Here is a 17,260-nt window from a genome sequence, read left to right on the forward strand (position 1 = left end):
GTCCCAGGCTGGCACCTCGGCGGTCCCAGGCTGGCACCTCGTCACTCCACGGTGACCGACTTGGCCAGGTTGCGGGGCTTGTCGATGTCGTGGCCCAGCTCCAGGGCGGCGTGGTAGGCGAGCAGCTGGAGCGGGATGGTCAGCAGGATCGGGTCGAGCTCGCGCTCGTTGTTGGGTACGTCGATCCGGCCGGCGAGCTGGCCGTCGAGATCGCCGAGGTCGCCGCCCTCGTGGGTCACCACGACGAGCGGGCCGCCGCGCGCGGCGATCTCGTGCAGGGCGGCGACGTTGCGCTCCACCAGCTCGTCGTCGGGCACGATCGCGACGGTCGGCACCTGCGGGGAGATGAGGGCGAGCGGGCCGTGCTTGAGCTCGCTGGTCTGGTAGGCCTCCGCGTGGCGGTAGCTGATCTCCTTGAACTTCTGCGCGCCCTCCCGCGCGACGGGGAACCCGCGGACCCGGCCGACGAAGAACAGGCTCTCGGCCTCGGCGAGGCGCTTGGCGATGAGGGCGAGGTCGGCCTCGGTGGCGAGGATCCGGTCGATCTGGCCGGGGATCTCGGTGAGGCCGGCGATCAGCCGCTTGCCGTCGGCGACGGACAGGTCGCGCACCCGGCCGAGCTGGACGGCGAGCATGCCGAAGGCGAGGAACATGTTGGTCAGCGCCTTGGTCGACGCGACGGCGACCTCCGGGCCGGCATGGAGGTAGATGCCGCCGTCGACCTGGCGCGCGATCGCGGAGCCGACCACGTTGACCAGTCCGATCACCCGGCCGCCCTTGCGCTGGATCTCCTGGACCGCGAGCAGGGTGTCGATGGTCTCGCCGGACTGGCTCACCGCGACGTACAGCGTGTCGGGCTCGACGATCGGGTTGCGGTAGCGGAACTCGCTGGCCGCCTCGGCGTCGGCGGGGATGCGGGCCAGCTCCTCGATGAGCGAGGCGCCCATCTGGCCGACGTAGTACGCCGATCCGCAGCCGAGGATCTTGACCCGCCGGATCGCGCGCAACTCGCGGGCGTCGAGGTTGAGCCCGCCGAGGTGGCCGGTGCCGAAGCGCTCGTCGAGGCGGCCGCGCAGCACCGCCTCGGCGCGGGCCGGCTGCTCGAGCATCTCCTTGTGCATGAACGAGTCGTGCTCGCCGGCGTCGTACGCCTCGGGGTCGATGTCGACCTCCTTGGCGCGGCGGTCGGTCGCGGCCAGGCCACTGGCCTCGAGGCGGTACGTCGTGAAGCCGGCCGCGGTGACCGTGGCCATCTCGCCGTCGTCGAGGTGGGCGACGGTGGTCGTGTAGCGGACGAGAGCGGCGAGGTCCGAGGCGATGTGCATCTCGTGGTGGCCCACGCCGATGATCAGCGGGCTGCCGTTGCGGGCGACGACGAGGCGGTCGGGGAAGTCGGCGTGGGCGACGGCGATGCCGTAGGTGCCCTCGACCCGGCCCAGGGCCTCGGCGATCCGCTGCTCCAGGGTCTTCGCGCTCGAGCGTCCGATCAGGTGGGCGAGCACCTCGGTGTCGGTGTCGGAGGCGAGATGCACGCCGTCGTCGGCCAGCTCGGCGCGCAGCGCGGAGGCGTTGTCGATGATGCCGTTGTGCACGACGGCCACGCGGGACGCCTCGTCGGTGTGCGGGTGGGCGTTGACGTCGTTGGCCGGACCGTGGGTGGCCCAGCGGGTGTGCCCGATGCCGATCTTCCCGCCGAACCTCTTGGGCAGGCCCTCGGACAGGTCACGCACGCGTCCGGCGCGCTTGGCCACCTTGAGCCCGCTGCCGCCGAGGACCGCGAGGCCCGCGGAGTCGTAGCCCCGGTGCTCGAGCCGGGTCAGTCCCTCCAGCAGCACCGGCGACGCCTGCTGGGTGCCGATGTATCCCACGATGCCGCACATGTCCGTCCACTCCCCTAGCCGTAGATCATCCGCCGGAGCTGGCGCTCCGACAGGTCCGGTGCCGCGACCACCGTGGTCCGCAGCTCCTCGCGCAGGCGGGCGAAGATCGCCTCGTTCTTCGCGCCGTGCAGCCGGAGCTCCGCGTGTCGTCGCCGGACCCAGACCTCGATCGTCTCGTCGTGGAAGGCGAGGATGTCCTGGACCAGTCGCTCGGCCTCCGCGGCGCCCAGTCCCGTGCTGTCCTGGACGTGCCGGAGGAGTCGCTGATCGACGTGCACCTCATGAGCGTGCCCCCGATCCGGCCGCTATCCCAAATCCTTGCCCGGAATCAGGCAGATTCCGGTCGTTCGCCGGATTCGCTTGGTGACAGGCGGGCGGTGGAGCGCGGTCCTCGGCCAGCACGCTGATCCGGCGTCCTGATGGAGCAGAGTTCGCGCCATTCGACCCTTTCGAGGTGCACAGGTGGGGCGCGTGCTATCTTGGTGAACGTCAGGTGAACAGGAGGTGACCCATGACTGACGACAACATGACGCAGACGCATCTGGAGATGCGCTGGCTGCCCGTGACCGCCCCGGACGGACGTACCCGGATGGAGGCGACCTGGGTCGAGGTCGGCCACGCCGTGGCCGCGCACTCGCACGCCGCCTGACCATCTCCGCCCGACCTCAGCGTCTCACCGAGCGCCGCTCGCCGATCCGTCGGCGGGCGGCGTTCGCGCTTTTCGGGGGATGTGACCCAGGGCACCCCTTGCTCCGGAATGGTTGACGTGTCACCATTGGTTACGGTCTTTGAAGATTCAACCAATCGGCAACCACAGGAGCACGACATGAGCGCGACCGCAGCCCTCACCGACATCAGCGGCGACTACACCCTCGACCCGGCCCACAGCCGCCTCGGCTTCGTCGCCCGCCACGCCGTCGTCACCAAGGTCCGCGGCCAGTTCGACGACTGGAACGCGACCGCCCACATCGACACCGCCAACCCCGCCGCGTCGTCGGTCACCGTGACGATCAACCCGGCCAGCATCAGCACCGGCAGCGCCGACCGCGACGGCCACCTCAAGTCGGCCGACTTCTTCGACGTCGAGACCTACCCCGAGTGGAAGTTCGTGTCGACCGAGGTCAGCCGCGACGGCGACGAATGGACCATCACCGGCGACCTGACCATCAAGGACGTGACCAAGCCGGTCACCATCGAGTTCGAGGAGAACGGCTCCGCCAAGGACCCGTTCGGCAACATCCGCGTCGGCTTCGAGGGTGACGTCACCGTCAACCGCAAGGACTGGGGCCTGACCTGGAACGCCGCGCTCGAGACCGGCGGCGTCCTCGTGTCGGAGAAGATCAAGCTCGAGTTCGACATCTCGGCCATCAAGAACGCCTGACTCCGCCCGCCACGGGGGTCGTGTGCCTGAGACCCCGCCTATCGGCGGTGTGAGGCACACGACCCCGTCGGCGTCCCGGATAGGGTCGCGACCATGGGCGAGCTGTTCGCGGGGCGCTACGAGCTCCTGGACCCGATCGCCGCGGGGGGCATGGGCACCGTGTGGCGGGTCCTGGACCGCACCGCGGGCGAGGTCAAGGCCGCCAAGATGCTGCGCCAGACCGACGCGGCGATGCTGCTGCGCTTCGTGCGCGAGCAGTCCGTGCGCATCGACCACACGCACGTGGTCACCCCCCAGTCCTGGGCGGGCGTGGACGACCGCGTCCTGTTCACGATGCCGCTGTTGCGGGGTGGCTCGGTCTCGGGGCTGATGCGCCGTCACGGCGGCTCCCTCCCGCCGCGCTGGGTCGCCGTGCTCACCGATCAGACGCTGCAGGCCCTGCAGGCGGTGCACGCCGCCGGCATCGTCCACCGCGACATCAAGCCCGGCAACCTCCTCCTCGAGCCCACCGGCCGGGACCGGCCGCACCTGCGGCTCACGGACTTCGGCATCGCCGTCCCCAGCGACGAACCGCGCCTGACCCACGTGGCGATGGTGATCGGGACGCCCGGCTACATGCCGCCCGAGCAGTACCGCGGCGCCGACCCCGACCCCAGCGCCGACGTCTACGCGCTCGGGGTGGTCGTGCTGGAGATGCTCACCGGCCGGCGGCCGGCCGCCGACGGCGAGCCCGGGCCACTCGACGTCACGCCGCTGCGCACCGGCTCGCCCGAGCACGACGCGGTCCTCGAGGTGGTCGCCGCGGCGACGGCGTACGACGCAGCGCGGCGCCCGAGCGCCGCCGAGCTGCTCGCCCACCCGGCCCTGCGGGGACTCGTCGCGCGCTGGGACGACCCGGCGCTGGCCGACGGGATCGAGGTCGTCGACGAGTACCCCACCGAGCCGCAGCCGCGTCCCGAGCGCACGCCGAGCCACCCCACGGCGCCGTACCCGCCGCCGACCGCGGCCCTCGGCACGGTCCCGCCGCCACCTCCGCCTCCGCCTCCGGGAGCGGGCGTCGCGGCGACCGCGGCCGCGACGCGGGTCGGCGCACCGCCGCCCGCCGCGGCCGGACGTCGACCGGTCGACGGCTACCTGCTGCTCGCCGCCGGCGTCGTCGGACTGCTCGTGGCGCTGGTGCTCCTGCTGGGCTGACCGCCCGAGCGCAGGCGGACCAGGCCCGCGCCGAGGCAGGCCAGGCTGGCCACCGCGATGCCGAGCCCGGCCCAGCGCCGGGTCGTGAGCCACCCGTCCGCGCCCGCCGCGCCGCCGGAGGCCACCGCGGCGTAGGTGTCCTCGCCGACGAGGAAGGGGTGCTGTGGGGAGTAGCCCTCCAGCGTGGTGCCCTTGTCCTGCGAGACCGCGACGCCGTCGTACTCCGGGGCGTGGTCGGTGCCGGGGTCGCGGGTGACCGCGACGGTCACCTCCACCGGGATCGCCGCCGGCTTCTTCGCCCGGTCGTCGGGCGGCGGCGAGACCGCGAGCGCGACCCAGTGGTCGCCGGGGACGCGGTCGTCGACCTCGCGGACGGGATGGCCGGCGGCGACGAGCACCGTCGGCTCGCTGTCGTCGCCCTCCGTGCGGTAGCTCCCGCTGTCCGAGTCGTCCGAGGCGGAGTCGGCATAGCCGTGCCGCTCGCCCAACGGGTCGACGAGGTGGAGCGCGAGCGAGGGACCGCCGTAGTCGAACGCGTCGTCGGTGGCGTAGGGCACGTCGGCCCTCGCGACGAGCTGCTCGCCCCAGCCGACGGGGACCCGCCACAGCTGCTCGGTGCCCTCCGTGATCGTGGTCCGCACGGTCACGGGCTCGTCACCGGGGTCCAGCTCGGGCGCGTCGGCGAAGGACGCCGCGCCCTTCCGCTTTTCCGCCTCGCGGGGAGCGGGGAGGTCGTACGCCGGCTGGTCCTCGGGCTCCTCGTCGCCCGTGCCGGACGACGGCGCCTCCTCGACCACCTTGATGACATAGGGCAGGTCGGTGGTCGCCGACCCGGACCCGCGGCTGACCTCGATCTGCACGGTGCCGGCGTCACGGCAGGGGTCGGCATCGCTCGCGGCGGCGTCGCCGGCCACCACGCTCGCGCCGATCACCGCCTGCGGGATGGAGCTGTCGGCGTTGTCCGTCTCGTCGCCGCAGGAGGTCAGCGAGCTGGAGTCCTCGCTGGCGACGCCGGCCTCGACCTCGATGGCGTCGCTGCTGTCCCCCTGGGGCGCGCCGAGCACGCCGACGTGCACGCGACTGCCGTTGATGCGCCGCTCGTAGCTGAAGAACTGCGGGTACGACGGGCTCAGGGTCGAGCGCCACAGGCCCGGCGCGAGCGCCGTCGGGTGGGCGCCGTCGGTGCTGGCGGCCTCCGGCAGCGGCTCTCCGCCCAGGTCGACGCCGGGCCCGGCCGCCGCGGCGCCGTACCCGGTCGTCAGGGCCAGCCAGGCCAGGCAGGTGGCGCCGGCGAGCAGGGCGGGAGCGCGTCGGGTCACCCTCGCAGCCTAGATGTTCGGGTCCTCACCCTCGTCGGCATCGTCGCCCGCGTCGCCTGCGTCGATGTCGTCGGACGGCTCGGGGTTCGGGCCGTCGGCGAGGATGCCGTAGAGGCTGCGTCGCGCCTCGACCAGCACGTCGACGGCGGCGCGGCGCTGGGCGTCGGAACCGGCGGTGACGATCTGCCAGACCGCGCCCATGACCTGGCCGATCTCGGCCTTGAGATCGGCGTGCCCCTGGTCGCCGGGCTCGGTCCGGTCCTTGTCGCGCGTGCGGTCGAAGGGCGTCCAGACGGCGGCGAGCTCGGCGGCGTGCGCCTCGCACCAGGCGGCGCCCTTGGCGGTGAGCCGCATGGCGCGGCGCCCGCGGGCCTCGTCGATCTCGACGAGCTCCTCGTCCTGGAGCTGCTGCACGGTCGGGTAGACCGAGCCCGGGCTGGGCCGCCACACCCCGCCGCTGCGCTCGGTGATCGCCTGGATCACCTGGTAGCCGTTCGGCGACTCCTCGCGCGCATTGGCCTCGCGGAGCACGTCGAGGATGGCGGAGCGGACGTCGCCGCGGCGCACCCGCGGGCCGCGGCCCGGCTCGGGGCGGCCCATGCCGAACAGTCCGGCCAGCCACGGCGGCGGCAGGCCGGGGCCGCCGCCCCCGTGGCGACCGCGACCGCGACCGGGCTCGCCCCACTCACCCCAGCCGCCCCAGGGGCCGGAGCCGCGCGGACCGTGCTGAAAGTCGTGTCGTCCCATGACGGGGACCTCCTTCTGTCGTGTGGTTGCGGGATATCACGAGAACAACTCGTGTTCGTATCGCGATATATCGCAACCGTACGTCAGGGAGGACCGGGACACAAGGTCGATCCGCTCAGCGGGCCAGCCAGGCGGCGTACGCGTCGAACGAGAACGGCCGGCCCAGGAAGTCGGCGACCAGGTCCGCCGCGTCGCGGGACCCGCCGGGGACCAGGACGCGGTCGCGATAGCGGCCGGCCACCGACGGCTCGAAGAGGTCGGTGTCGTCGAAGGCGCTGAACATGTCCTTCGCGATGACCAGGGACCACATGTAGGTGTAGTAGCCCGAGCTGTAGCCGCCGAGGTGGCCGAAGCTGGCGAACATGTGGGTGCCCGGGAGGTAAGGCAGCGCGGCGTACCGCCCCTGCAGCTCGACCATCCGCTCGGTGAGGTCGGGCACCGGCTCCCCGCGGTCGGCGGCGGCGCGGTCGGCGTGGAACCAGTACGACATCGCGGCGTAGAACATCTGGGTGCGCGCGTAGATGCCCTTGCCGTAGTCGTCGGCGGCGCGCATGGCCGCGACGAGCTCGGCGGGGATCGGCTCGCCGGCGGCGTCGGTGGCGAAGGTGCGCAGCACGTCGGCGTGCCAGGCCCACTCCTCGAGCATCTGGCTCGGCGCCTCGACGAAGTCCCACTCGGTGGCGACGCCGGCGAAGCGGAACCAGTCGCCGTGGCCGCCGAGCACGTGGTGCAGCAGGTGCCCGAACTCGTGGAAGAGCGTGACCACGTGGTCGTGCTCCATCAGGCCGCGGGCGAAGTTGCACACCAGCACGCCCTCCGGCAGCTGCTCGCCACGCACCCCGTCGGTCAGCGTGAACTGCGCGGCGTGCTTGTACTTGCCCTCGCGCGGGTGGAGGTCGAGGTGGATGCGGCCGATGCGCTCGGACCCGTCGGCCCGGAACACGTCGTAGACCGTGACGTCCTCGTGCCACACGGGGGCGTCGACCTGCTCGTAGCGCAGCCCGAAGAGCCGGCCGGTCACGTCGAGCAGGCCCTGCCGGACCTTGGTGAAGTCGAAGTACGCGCGCACCCGCTGCGAGTCGACGTCGTACCTCTCGGCACGGACCAGCTCGGCGTAGTGGTTGTAGTCGTAGCCGGGGACCTCGGTGGCGTCGGGGAAGTCGCGGCGGTAGCGCTCGAGCAGCTGCTCGAGGTCGCGGCGCATCGGCTCCTCGGCCGCCGCGACGATCCGCTCGATGAACGCGGGGATGCTTCGAGACGGCTCGTTCCTCGCCTCCTCGGCAACCGGGTTCAGTCGTCCGATCATCTTCACGTCGGCGTCGTACGACGGCCAGTCGGGGTAGCCGACGGTCGTGGCGAGCTCGTGGCGCAGGGCGAACAGCTCGGTCAGGACGGGCTCGGTGGCGGGCCAGCCGCGCTCGAGGAACGCGATCGTCATGTCGCGGCGGACGTCCTGGTCGCGGGCGAACATCCGCACGGGCACCGAGTCGGGGTAGTCGGTCGTGACGGTCACCAGGCCGTCCTCGTCGACGGGGTGGGCGGCCAGCCAGTCGTCGGGCATCCCCGCGAGCCGGTCGGGGGTGACCCGCACCGTGCGCACGTCGTCGCGGACGACCCGGCTGAACTCCTGGTCGAGCTCGGTGATCCGCTCGCGGATCTGCGCGATCCGGGTGCGGGTGGCCTCGTCCCTGTCGACGCCGGAGCGGCGGAAGTCGTCGCGAACCTTGGCCAGGAGGCGGGCGGCGAGGAGGTCGTGCGCCACGTCGGCCGGGTCGATCGCCGCGAACACGTCGTACAGCGCCCGGTCCAGGCCCCAGGCCGTGCCGATGCGCTGGGCCTCCTGCTCGGCGGCGTCGGCCAGGTCGCGCACCTCCTGGGAGGGATGCACGTTGCCGAACAGCGAGCCCGCGGCCGCCGCGTTGCCGAGGTGACCGGCGGCCCGGTCCCACCGGCGCAGGGTCTCGACCGGGTCCGCGGGCGGTGCCGCGCGCAGCGCGTCGACCAGCTCGGTCGCCCGCGCGAGCTCGCCGGCCGTGCGCTCGGTGAACCAGGCGGACCAGTCGGCGGCGGAGGTCGGCAGGGCGAGCGGGTCGAGCGTCATGGCGCAAGGGTACGAGCGGCCATGCCGATGTGTCCGGCGGGCTGTGGCGGGCTGTGGCGAGGCGTGGCGATGCCGGGGAGGTCGTGGGGAGATCGCGTGGATCTCGCGTGGGCTGCGCGTGGACCGCCGCCGAGCAGAGTTGTCGTCACCGAACGACCAGCACCCAGGAGAGCCGCCCCCATGCGCATGTCCCGCAAGATCCTCGTCCCGCTCGCCACGCTGTCCGCCGCCGGCGCGATCGCGGTCGGCTCCGGCGCGACCTTCACCTCGCAGTCGGGCAACACCATCAGCGCGGTCACCTCCGGCACCCTCACCCAGGCCAACTCCAAGGACGGCGGCGCGATCTTCGACCTCACCGGGCTCAAGCCCGGCGACGTGCTCAACGGCACCCTGTCGCTGACCAACACCGGCACCCTGCCGGCGTCCTTCAGCCTGACCGAGACCTCCTCGGCGAACGCCTTCACCGGCGACGACCTGACCCTGGCGATCACCAACACCACCACGGGCGCCTCCGTCTACTCCGGCACCTTCGGCGGCCTCGCCGACGGCACGAAGTCCGACATCGGCGTCATCCAGCCGGGAGCGGTCAACACCTTCCGGTTCACCGTCAAGCTCGCCACCAGCGCCGCCAACGCCAACCAGGGCAAGGCGGCCTCCGCCGCCTACCAGTGGGACGCCGTCCAGCTCTCCGGCGACACCTACGACGACTGACCGCCCGCACCGAGCCCGAGGAGAGCACCATGGCCGCACCCCGCCCGACCCGCCCGGACCGGAGCATCGCGCGTCGCGTCGCCGGCACCGCCGGAACGCTCGTGCTGGCCCTGCTCTCCCTCGCGGCGGTCGCGTTCGTGCTGCCCTCGGCGCTGGGCTACCAGCGCTACGTCATCACCGGCGGCTCGATGAGCGGGACCTACGACAAGGGCTCGGTGGTGTTCGAGCGCGCGGTGCCGACCGCTGACCTGGAGGTGGGGGACGTGATCACCTACCAGCCGCCGCCGGCCTCCGGCGTACGCACGCTGGTGACCCACCGGGTCATCGGGATCGGGCACGACGCGCAGGGCCGCCGGGTGCTGCGCACCCAGGGCGACGCGAATCCGGATCCCGATCCGTGGCGGTTCTCCCTCACGTCCGAGCAGCAGCCGGTGGTCGCGTTCGCGGTGCCGTACGCCGGCCACGCGCTCATCGCGCTGGCCGACCGGGAGACGCGGATGCTCGTCATCGGCCTCCCCGCGGCGCTGGTCGCCCTGCTCAGCCTGGGGCAGCTCCTCGCTGCCCTCCGTGATCGTCCGGACCCGGCGCTGGGGGGTCGAGTCCGGACCGCCTGACGGCCACCGCCGTCGACCGGGGGACAGCCGGGCTCGCGTCTGTGGGAACGCGGGCCCGGCACCCGTCATTTGTGGAGATCGCGTGACCTGCACGTGGATCTCCCGTGGCGTCGTCCTCCCTAGCGTTGAGGATGCCCCACTCCCCCTGAGCCCTCGCTCCTGCCGCCCCGTCACCAAGGACACCCATGCGACTCCCGACCGCTCTGCGTCCGGCCGTCCTCGTCCTGCTCGGTGCGGCCCTGGCCCTCGCCACGACCGGCCTCTCGGACGCGACCTATGTCGCCTCCTCCACCAACACCGCGACCGTGCGCGCCGCGGCCGACTGGACCCCGCCGGCCGTCGTCCTGGCCGACCCGGGCACTCCGGTGCAGGGCACCGTCACCCTCGCCGCGTCCGCGAGCGACGCCGAGTCGGGCATCGCCTCGGTCGCCTTCCAGTATCTCGCGCCGGGCGCCTCCACCTGGACCACCGTCTGCACGAGCACCGCGGCGCCGTACTCCTGCGCGTGGAGCACCCGCGCCGGCGCCGACGGCGGCTACGGGCTGCGGGCGCGCGCGGTCGACGGTGCGGGCTACACGGCCGTGTCGGACGTCGTGAGCACGACCGTCGCCAACAACGTGCTCGTGGTGCTGGGCGATCCGGGCGATGTCGTACGCGGCGCCGTCGCGCTCAAGGCCACCGTCTACAACGGCGGTGCGCTGCCGTGGCTGGTGAGCGTCCAGTACACGACCAGCGGCGGCTCCTCCTGGAAGCCGCTGTGCAGCGGCCTCAGCGCCCCCTTCACCTGCACCTGGTCGACCACCGCCTTCGCCAACGACTCCTTCGACCTGCGTGCGGTCGCGACGGCCGGCGTCACCACCACGACCTCGGCGGTCGTGAGCGACGTCCTCGTCGACAACGCGGCCCCGACGGTGGCCATGACCGACCCCGGCTCCCCCCTCAGCGGTACGGCGACCTTCGCGGCCACGGTGAGCGACGCCGGGTCCGGGGTCCAGCAGGTCGTCCTGCAGTACGCCGCCGCGGGGGGCGGCTACCAGGGCCTGTGCACGCTGACCACCGAGCCCTACACCTGCCGGTTCGCCACGACCTCCCTGCCCGACGGCGCCTACTCGTTCCGCGCCGTCGCGACCGACGTGGCCGGCAACACCGCCACGTCGGCGGCGCTCGGCAACCGGATCGTCGACAACACCGTGTCGTCGGTGTCGGTCGACGACCCGGGCGCCTTCCTGTCCGGCACGATCGGCGTCACCGCCCAGGGCAACTCGACGGCGGGGGTCGTCTCCGTGCACCTGCAGTACGCCGCCACCGGCACCACGACCTGGACCGATCTGTGCGCGGACCCGGCCGCGCCGTACACCTGCACGTGGGACACCACGACCGTCGCCAACGGCTCCTACGACCTGCGCGCGCTCCTCCTCGACTCCCGGGGCACGACGACCGTCTCGGCCGTCGTCGCCGGCCGGCGCGTCGACAACAGCCGCCTGCGCGCGGTCGACGTGCAGACCGGCAACGGCGAGGGCACCGTCGGCCGGGTCGACGCCGGCGACACGCTCACCCTCACCTACAGCGAGGTCGTCGCGCCGGGCACCGTGACGAGCGGCTGGAGCGGAGCGGCGCTCCCGGTCACCCTGCGCCTGCGCGACGGCAACCTCGTCGGCGGCACCAACAGGACCGACACCGTCGACGTCCTGCGCAACGGGGCGGCGGTCCACCTCGGCTCGGTCAACCTGCGCGAGGACTACGTGAAGGGCCGCAAGACCGCGCTGTTCAACGCGACCCTGACCGCGACGACCGTGACCGTGGACGGCGTCGAGCGCACGGTGGTCACCCTGGTCGTCGGCACCCTGGCCTCCGGCAACGGCCTGCGGACCGTCACGACACCGTCGACGCTGGCGTGGACGCCGGCCACGGCCGCCCTGTCGGCGAGCGGTGGGGCGTGTGCCGCGACGCCGGCGTACGAGTCCGGGTCCGCGGACCGGGAGTTCTGATGGGTGCTCGCACGCCGGCGTCGTGGACCGCGGTCGCGCTGACCGCGGTGCTCGGCCTGTGCCAGGTGTACTGGGCGTTGGGCGAGGGCTCGTCGAGCGCCGGGCTGATGGCCCCGTTCAGCCTGCTGGCGGCGCTCGCGCTCGCGCGGGCCGACTGCCTCGAGGCGCGTCTGGGCGTCGTCGTCGTCGCGGCCGCCCCGCTCCTGCTCACCGCGCTGGCCCTGACGATCGGCCTGCCCGGCCAGCCGCGACAGCCGGTGGGCGCCGGAGCGGTCCTGGGCCTGGCCGTGCCCGTCGCCGTGCTCGTCGCGCTCGGTCTCGACCGCCGCGAGCGCGCCCGGGCGCGGCCCGCCGGACCGGCTCCGCGCTCCCCCTATGCTCGGTGAGGTGCCCGTGCGCCTGCTGATCGTCGAGGACGACGACGCCATCGCCGCCCCCTTGCTGCGAGCCCTCCAGCGCGAGGAGTACGACGTCGACCGGGTCGCGGCCGGACTCCCGGCGATCGAGCGGGTGGCCGCCGGCGGCGTGGACCTCGTGCTCCTCGACCTCGGACTGCCCGATCTCGACGGCCTCGACGTGTGCCGCCGGCTGCGCGCGGACGGCTTCGAGGGCGGCATCGTGATCCTCACCGCGCGCGCCGGCGAGCTCGACCGGGTCGTCGGGCTCGACGTGGGCGCCGACGACTACCTGGCGAAGCCGTTCAGCCTCTCCGAGCTCCTCGCCCGGGTCCGCGCGCTGCTGCGCCGATCGCACCGGCCGGCTGTGGCGGCCGCCGTACCGCCGGCGACCGCAGGCCCCGCGGCGCCTGCCGGGACCGCGAGGTTCGCCGTCGACCCGGCCGCGCGGCGTGCGTGGGCCGGGACCGAGGAGCTCTCCTTGACGGCCAAGGAGTTCGACGTGCTGGCGCTGCTCGACGAGCGACGCGGCACGGTGGTGACCCGCGAGGACCTGATGGCGCGGGTGTGGGACGAGAACTGGTTCGGCTCGACCAAGACCCTGGACACCACGGTGGGCCGCCTGCGCCAGAAGCTGCAGGACGCGGGCGCGCCGATCCGGCTCGACACCGTGCGCGGCGTCGGCTTCCGGCTGGAGGACGCCGCACCCGATGCGTGAGCGGCTGGTCATCGCGTTCGTCGGCCTCACGGTCGCCGTGATCGGGCTCTACGGCATCCCGCGTGCCTACTTCGTCGCCGACCTCGTCCGCGACCAGGAGCGCGCCAGCCTCACCGCCACCGCCGCGGTGCTCGCCGCCCTCGTCGAGGAGCGCACCGCCGACGGCGGCGAGGTCGACGAGGACCTGCTCCGCACCGGCCTGAGGGCCGCCGACCGGGTCGAGCTCGAGCGTGGCTCGGGCGCGACGACCCTGGCCGTCGGCGGACCCGAGGTCGGCGCCGAGGGCGTCACCGTGACCCGCTCGCTGCCCGACGACAGCACGCTGCGGCTCAGCGCCTCCGCCGACACCGTCGGCGCGAGCATCCGCGACGCGCTCACGCCGCTGGTGCTGCTCGGGCTGGCCCTGGCGCTCGGCTCCGCCGTGCTCGGCTTCGCCCTGGCCCGCCGCCTGTCGCGGCCCTTCACCGAGCTCGCCGGCTTCTCCCGCGAGCTGGGCCACGGTCGCTTCGACATCGAGGTGCCGTCGTACGCCGTGCCGGAGGCGGAGGAGATCGGCTCCTCCCTGCGCGGCGCAGCGGCCCAGCTCGACGAGCTCGTCCGCCGGGAGCGGGAGTTCGCCGCCAACGCGTCGCATCAGCTGCGCACCCCCGTCACCGCGCTGCGCCTCGGACTCGAGGACCTGACCCTGTGGCCGGAGACGGATCCGGAGGTCGCCGCCGAGCTCGAGCGCGGCATCGGCGAGCTGGACCGCCTCAGCGCCGCCATCGACGAGCTGCTCGACCTCGCCCGCGGCCGGCGCATCGACGCCCAGGAGCAGATCGACCTCGTCGCCGTCGTCCGCGCGAGCGCCGAGCGCTGGTCGCGACGGCTCACGGCCGAGTCGCGCGAGCTCGTCGTCCGCCAGACCGGACGACGCTCCCGCACGAAGGTGCCGACCGGTCCGCTCGAGCAGATCCTCGACGTCCTCGTCGACAACGCGCGCGCCCACGGCAGCGGCACGATCACCCTCGAGGTCCGCGACGCGGGGACCCACCTCGAGATCGTCGTCGGCGACGAGGGCACCCGTCGGCTCGGCGCCGACGTGTTCCGGCGCGGGGTCAGCACCGGCGCGGACGGCTCCCAGGGCATCGGCCTCGCGGTCGCCTCCGAGCTGGCCGAGCTCTGCGGCGGCCACCTGTCGCTCGACACGACGTCGCCCACGACCCGGTTCGTGCTCTGGCTCCCGCCGCGGGACCCTCAGCCGGCCAGCTGACCCCGCCTCCTGAGCAGGTAGGCGCGCTCGGCCTGGTTGTCGCAGACGGCGAGCGCGGCGTCGTACTGGATGCGCGCGTCGGCGCTGCGGCCCAGCCGGCGCAGCAGCTCGGCCCGGGTCGCATGCCAGGCGTGGTAGCCGTCGAGGGGCAGCCGCTCGACGATCGCCAGCGCGACCTCGGGACCGTCGAGCTCGGCGACGGCGACGGCACGGTTGAGCGCGACGATCGGCGACGGGTCGACCCGGACGAGCTGGTCGTAGAGGGCGACGACCTGGGACCAGTCGGTCGCGGCCGCGGTCGGCGCGTCGGTGTGGACGGCGTTGACCGCGGCGAGGATCTGGTAGCGGCCGGGACGGTTGGCCGCCAGGCAGGCGCGGACCAGGTCATGGCCCTCGGCGATGAGGGCGCGGTCCCAGCCGCCACGGTCCTGCTCCTCCAGCGGGACCAGCTCCCCGCCACGCACCCGGGCCGCCCGCCGGGCCTCGGTCAGCAGGAGCATCGCCAACAGGCCGGTGACCTCGAGGTCCTCCGGCAGCAGGGAGTGCAGGATGCGGGCCAGCCGGATCGCCTCGCCGGTGAGCTCCTCGCGGATCGGGTCGCCGTCGCCGGAGGAGAGGTAGCCCTCGTTGAAGATCAGCAGCAGGACCGCGAGCACCGCGCCGACCCGGGCCGGCAGGTCCTCGGGCTCCGGCACCCGGAAGGGGATGTTGGCGCCCTTGATCTTCGCCTTGGCGCGGGTGATCCGCTGCCCCATCGTCGTCTCCTGGACGAGGAAGGCGCTCGCGATCTCGGGGACGGTGAGCCCGCCGAGCAGGCGCAGGGTGAGCGCGATCCGCGCCTCCGGCGCGAGGGAGGGGTGGCAGCAGGTGAAGATCAGCCGCAGCCGGTCGTCCTCGACGACGCCGGTCGGCTCGTGCGGTGTGGGGTCCTCGATCATGACAGCGGCCTCGTACTTGCTCATCCGCAGCTTCTCGCGGCGGATGCGGTCGATCGCGCGGTTGCCGGCGGTGGTGGTGAGCCAGGCGCCGGGATTGGGCGGTACGCCGTCGACCGGCCACTTCTCGAGGGCGGCGACCAGCGCCTCCCCGGCCGCGTCCTCGGCGAGGTCGATGTCGCCGAATCTGCGGACCAGGGAGGCGACCAGTCGGCCGTACTCGTCGCGGAAGATCCGCTCGACGGCCGCCTGCGGGCTCTGGCTCACGCCTCGGCGGGGGGCTCGGCCTGGAACGGGCGCACCTCGACCTTGCCCTGGCAGGCGCGCGAGCCGGCGGCGGCGTACTCCATCGCGGTGTCGCGGTCCGGCACGTCGATGACCCAGAAGCCGCCGATGTGCTCCTTGGTCTCCAGGTAGGGGCCGTCGGTGACGACCGGGCTGTCCTGGTCGTGGGCGTCGACGACGGCCGCGGTCCCGGCGCCCTCGAGGCCGCCCGCGAAGACCCACACGCCGTCGGCCTGGAGCCGCTGGTTGAACTGGTCCACGGCCGTGAACATCTCCTGCATCTGCTCGGGCCCGATCTCGGCGTAGCCCTCCTCGTTGCCGTGCACGGACAGCAGGTACTGGGTCATCGGAATCTCCTGGTCAGTCGTCGATGGATGCGGCGTCCCCTGTGGCTGCCGCTCACCCTCTCCACGAACGGCGGGTGCTGGATACGACAGCCTGCCAGGAAAAATCTTCTCGCTCAGGCCAGCCGCTCGGTCAGGTGCACCTCGACGGTGTCGCCGGCGCGCTTGCCGGTGTCGACGCGCAGGGCGTCGGCCACGGGCAGCTTGTGGGTGCCGTCGCCCAGCGCCATGAAGGACGTCTCGAACGGCGTACCGTCGACGGTGCCGCGGACCTTGACCCGGCCGCGGGTTCCGAAGCGATCGACCGACTCGGGCCACACGACGTAGGTCCAACCGCCCTTGGCGTCGCTCCGGACGAGGGTCTCGGTGAAGGTGATGTCGAGCGGGCCGACGCCGCTCCGTGGTGGGTTGCTCATGACGGGAGGACCGCCGCACCCGGCCCGATTCATCGGCCGGCAGCGCTGCTCCGTAGCCTGCTGCGGTGAGTCTTCGCGGGATGCTGGCCGACACCCGGCCGCTGCAGGACCCGCACTTCCGTCGGCTGTGGTCGGCCAACATCGTCACCGTCGTCGGCGCCCAGCTCACGGTGGTCGCGGTCCCCGCCCAGATCTACGCCGACACCGGCTCGTCGGCGTACGTCGGCCTGACCGGCGTCTTCGGCCTCGTCCCGCTCGTCGTCTTCGGGCTGTGGGGCGGCGCGCTCGCCGACCACTTCGACCGGCGCACGATGCTGCTGGTCACCACGTGCGGGCTGATCGGCACCGCCGCGCTCTTCTGGGTGCAGGCGGCGCTCGGGTTGGGCAATGTGTGGGTCCTGCTGGGGCTGTTCGCCGTGCAGCAGGCGTTCTTCGCGGTCAACCAGCCCACCCGCTCCGCGGTGCTGCCGCGGCTGCTCGACGACGACGTGCTGCCCGCAGCGAACTCGCTCAACATGACGGTGATGCAGGCCGGCGCGATCGGCGGGCCGCTCATCGCGGGCATCCTCATCCCGTTCACCGGCTTCGCCTGGCTCTACGCCGGCGACGCCGTGTCCCTGCTCGCGACGCTGTGGGCGGTCGTCCGGCTCCCTCCGCTGCCGGTCGAGGGTGTCGTGACCGGTACGCCGGGCCTGCGCTCGGTGATCGAGGGGATCGCCTACCTGCGCGGGCAGCCGGTGCTGATGATGTCCTTCGTCGTCGACGTCATCGCGATGGTCTTCGGCATGCCCCGCGCCCTCTTCCCCGAGATCGCGCACGAGAGCTTCCTCGGCCCTTCGGAGGGCGGGTTGGCGTTCGCGCTGCTCTTCGCCGGCATCCCCGCGGGCGCCGTCCTCGGCGGGGTGTTCTCCGGGTGGGTCTCGCACATCTCGCGCCAGGGCCTCGCCGTGATCTGGTGCATCGTCGTGTGGGGCCTGGCG

Annotated in this window: 18 protein-coding genes; 10 read left to right on the plus strand and 8 right to left on the minus strand. The window is 73.1% G+C overall.

What is annotated here, in order from left to right; translation table 11 throughout:
* Positions 1–41: 41 nt before the first annotated feature.
* Both glmS and FHP29_RS13370 read right to left on the minus strand, forming a co-directional pair.
* Positions 42–1,880, minus strand: coding sequence for a glutamine--fructose-6-phosphate transaminase (isomerizing) (gene glmS, locus FHP29_RS13365; protein ID WP_139623385.1), 1,839 nt, complete (start codon positions 1,878–1,880; stop codon positions 42–44).
* Positions 1,881–1,894: 14 nt separating this feature from the next.
* Positions 1,895–2,158 carry a hypothetical protein gene (locus FHP29_RS13370; RefSeq protein WP_139623386.1) on the minus strand — a complete coding sequence of 88 codons (264 nt, stop codon included), beginning with the start codon at positions 2,156–2,158 and terminating at the stop codon, positions 1,895–1,897.
* A gap of 233 nt (positions 2,159–2,391) precedes the next feature.
* On the opposite strand from FHP29_RS13370, the gene FHP29_RS21735 reads away from it, so the two are divergent.
* The 3 genes from FHP29_RS21735 (at position 2,392) to FHP29_RS22225 (ending at position 4,455) form a co-directional block, all read left to right on the plus strand.
* Positions 2,392–2,529 (plus strand): hypothetical protein, encoded by a 138-nt coding sequence (locus FHP29_RS21735; protein WP_158296565.1) that lies wholly within the window; start codon positions 2,392–2,394, stop codon positions 2,527–2,529.
* 177 nt (positions 2,530–2,706) lie between these two features.
* Positions 2,707–3,261: a YceI family protein gene (locus tag FHP29_RS13375; protein WP_139623387.1), complete on the plus strand. Its 555-nt coding sequence runs from the start codon at positions 2,707–2,709 to the stop codon at positions 3,259–3,261.
* A 93-nt stretch (positions 3,262–3,354) separates the two neighbouring features.
* The gene (locus tag FHP29_RS22225; RefSeq protein WP_205014097.1) at positions 3,355–4,455 is read left to right on the plus strand and encodes a serine/threonine-protein kinase; all 1,101 of its coding nucleotides are present in this window, start codon (positions 3,355–3,357) and stop codon (positions 4,453–4,455) included.
* Here the strand turns inward: FHP29_RS22225 and FHP29_RS13385 are convergent.
* The 3 genes from FHP29_RS13385 to FHP29_RS13395 all read right to left on the minus strand — a co-directional run bounded on the left by FHP29_RS13385 (position 4,392) and on the right by FHP29_RS13395 (position 8,622).
* Positions 4,392–5,774 carry a hypothetical protein gene (locus FHP29_RS13385; protein ID WP_139623388.1) on the minus strand — a complete coding sequence of 461 codons (1,383 nt, stop codon included), beginning with the start codon at positions 5,772–5,774 and terminating at the stop codon, positions 4,392–4,394. The genes FHP29_RS22225 and FHP29_RS13385 overlap by 64 nt on opposite strands.
* A 9-nt stretch (positions 5,775–5,783) precedes the next feature.
* A complete protein-coding gene (locus FHP29_RS13390) occupies positions 5,784–6,521 on the minus strand; it encodes a PadR family transcriptional regulator (protein WP_139623389.1) in 738 nt (245 codons plus the stop codon).
* A 115-nt stretch (positions 6,522–6,636) separates the two neighbouring features.
* Positions 6,637–8,622 carry a M3 family metallopeptidase gene (locus FHP29_RS13395; RefSeq protein ID WP_139623390.1) on the minus strand — a complete coding sequence of 662 codons (1,986 nt, stop codon included), beginning with the start codon at positions 8,620–8,622 and terminating at the stop codon, positions 6,637–6,639.
* Between the two features lie 180 nt (positions 8,623–8,802).
* Between FHP29_RS13395 and FHP29_RS13400 the strand changes: the two genes are divergently transcribed.
* From FHP29_RS13400 to FHP29_RS13425, 6 genes are all read left to right on the plus strand, one after another.
* Positions 8,803–9,333 carry a TasA family protein gene (locus FHP29_RS13400; RefSeq protein WP_139623391.1) on the plus strand — a complete coding sequence of 177 codons (531 nt, stop codon included), beginning with the start codon at positions 8,803–8,805 and terminating at the stop codon, positions 9,331–9,333.
* A 29-nt stretch (positions 9,334–9,362) separates the two neighbouring features.
* Positions 9,363–9,947: a signal peptidase I gene (locus FHP29_RS13405; RefSeq protein WP_139623392.1), complete on the plus strand. Its 585-nt coding sequence runs from the start codon at positions 9,363–9,365 to the stop codon at positions 9,945–9,947.
* 185 nt (positions 9,948–10,132) lie between these two features.
* Positions 10,133–11,935, plus strand: coding sequence for an Ig-like domain-containing protein (locus FHP29_RS13410; protein WP_139623393.1), 1,803 nt, complete (start codon positions 10,133–10,135; stop codon positions 11,933–11,935).
* Positions 11,935–12,321 (plus strand): hypothetical protein, encoded by a 387-nt coding sequence (locus tag FHP29_RS13415; protein WP_139623394.1) that lies wholly within the window; start codon positions 11,935–11,937, stop codon positions 12,319–12,321. Before FHP29_RS13410 ends, FHP29_RS13415 begins: the two co-directional genes overlap by 1 nt.
* 1 nt (position 12,322) lies before the next feature.
* Complete coding sequence (locus FHP29_RS13420) at positions 12,323–13,048, plus strand: response regulator transcription factor (protein WP_275669443.1); 726 nt, start codon at positions 12,323–12,325, stop codon at positions 13,046–13,048.
* Positions 13,041–14,300, plus strand: a complete 1,260-nt coding sequence (locus tag FHP29_RS13425; protein WP_139623396.1) for a HAMP domain-containing sensor histidine kinase — start codon at positions 13,041–13,043, stop codon at positions 14,298–14,300. Before FHP29_RS13420 ends, FHP29_RS13425 begins: the two co-directional genes overlap by 8 nt.
* On the opposite strand, the gene FHP29_RS13430 is transcribed toward FHP29_RS13425, so the two are convergent.
* The 3 genes from FHP29_RS13430 to FHP29_RS13440 form a co-directional block, all read right to left on the minus strand.
* Entirely contained in the window at positions 14,285–15,502 is a 1,218-nt protein-coding gene (locus FHP29_RS13430) for an RNA polymerase sigma factor (protein ID WP_139623397.1), read from the minus strand. The genes FHP29_RS13425 and FHP29_RS13430 overlap by 16 nt on opposite strands.
* Entirely contained in the window at positions 15,499–15,867 is a 369-nt protein-coding gene (locus tag FHP29_RS13435; RefSeq protein WP_139623398.1) for a YciI family protein, read from the minus strand. The genes FHP29_RS13430 and FHP29_RS13435 overlap by 4 nt, the downstream gene beginning before the upstream one ends.
* Positions 15,868–15,980: 113 nt before the next feature.
* Positions 15,981–16,280, minus strand: a complete 300-nt coding sequence (locus FHP29_RS13440; RefSeq protein ID WP_139623399.1) for a DUF1905 domain-containing protein — start codon at positions 16,278–16,280, stop codon at positions 15,981–15,983.
* Between the two features lie 65 nt (positions 16,281–16,345).
* Here FHP29_RS13440 and FHP29_RS13445 point away from each other — a divergent pair.
* On the plus strand, positions 16,346–17,260 hold a 915-nt coding region (locus tag FHP29_RS13445), incomplete at its 3' end, for an MFS transporter (RefSeq protein ID WP_240044498.1).

It is taken from the genome of Nocardioides albidus, from assembly GCF_006335005.1.
Taxonomy (GTDB): Bacteria; Actinomycetota; Actinomycetes; order Propionibacteriales; family Nocardioidaceae; genus Nocardioides; species Nocardioides albidus.

Excerpts from the sequence above, each read along its gene's own strand:
- FHP29_RS13375 (WP_139623387.1), top strand. The coding sequence starts at position 2,707 with ATGAGCGCGACCGCAGCCCTCACCGACATCAGCGGCGACTACACCCTC.
- FHP29_RS13390 (WP_139623389.1), bottom strand. The coding sequence starts at position 6,521 with ATGGGACGACACGACTTTCAGCACGGTCCGCGCGGCTCCGGCCCCTGG.
- FHP29_RS13415 (WP_139623394.1), top strand. The coding sequence starts at position 11,935 with ATGGGTGCTCGCACGCCGGCGTCGTGGACCGCGGTCGCGCTGACCGCG.
- FHP29_RS13405 (WP_139623392.1), top strand. The coding sequence starts at position 9,363 with ATGGCCGCACCCCGCCCGACCCGCCCGGACCGGAGCATCGCGCGTCGC.
- FHP29_RS13435 (WP_139623398.1), bottom strand. The coding sequence starts at position 15,867 with ATGACCCAGTACCTGCTGTCCGTGCACGGCAACGAGGAGGGCTACGCC.
- FHP29_RS13410 (WP_139623393.1), top strand. The coding sequence starts at position 10,133 with ATGCGACTCCCGACCGCTCTGCGTCCGGCCGTCCTCGTCCTGCTCGGT.
- glmS (WP_139623385.1), bottom strand. The coding sequence starts at position 1,880 with ATGTGCGGCATCGTGGGATACATCGGCACCCAGCAGGCGTCGCCGGTG.
- FHP29_RS22225 (WP_205014097.1), top strand. The coding sequence starts at position 3,355 with ATGGGCGAGCTGTTCGCGGGGCGCTACGAGCTCCTGGACCCGATCGCC.
- FHP29_RS13440 (WP_139623399.1), bottom strand. The coding sequence starts at position 16,280 with ATGAGCAACCCACCACGGAGCGGCGTCGGCCCGCTCGACATCACCTTC.
- FHP29_RS13425 (WP_139623396.1), top strand. The coding sequence starts at position 13,041 with ATGCGTGAGCGGCTGGTCATCGCGTTCGTCGGCCTCACGGTCGCCGTG.
- FHP29_RS13400 (WP_139623391.1), top strand. The coding sequence starts at position 8,803 with ATGCGCATGTCCCGCAAGATCCTCGTCCCGCTCGCCACGCTGTCCGCC.
- FHP29_RS21735 (WP_158296565.1), top strand. The coding sequence starts at position 2,392 with ATGACTGACGACAACATGACGCAGACGCATCTGGAGATGCGCTGGCTG.
- FHP29_RS13395 (WP_139623390.1), bottom strand. The coding sequence starts at position 8,622 with ATGACGCTCGACCCGCTCGCCCTGCCGACCTCCGCCGCCGACTGGTCC.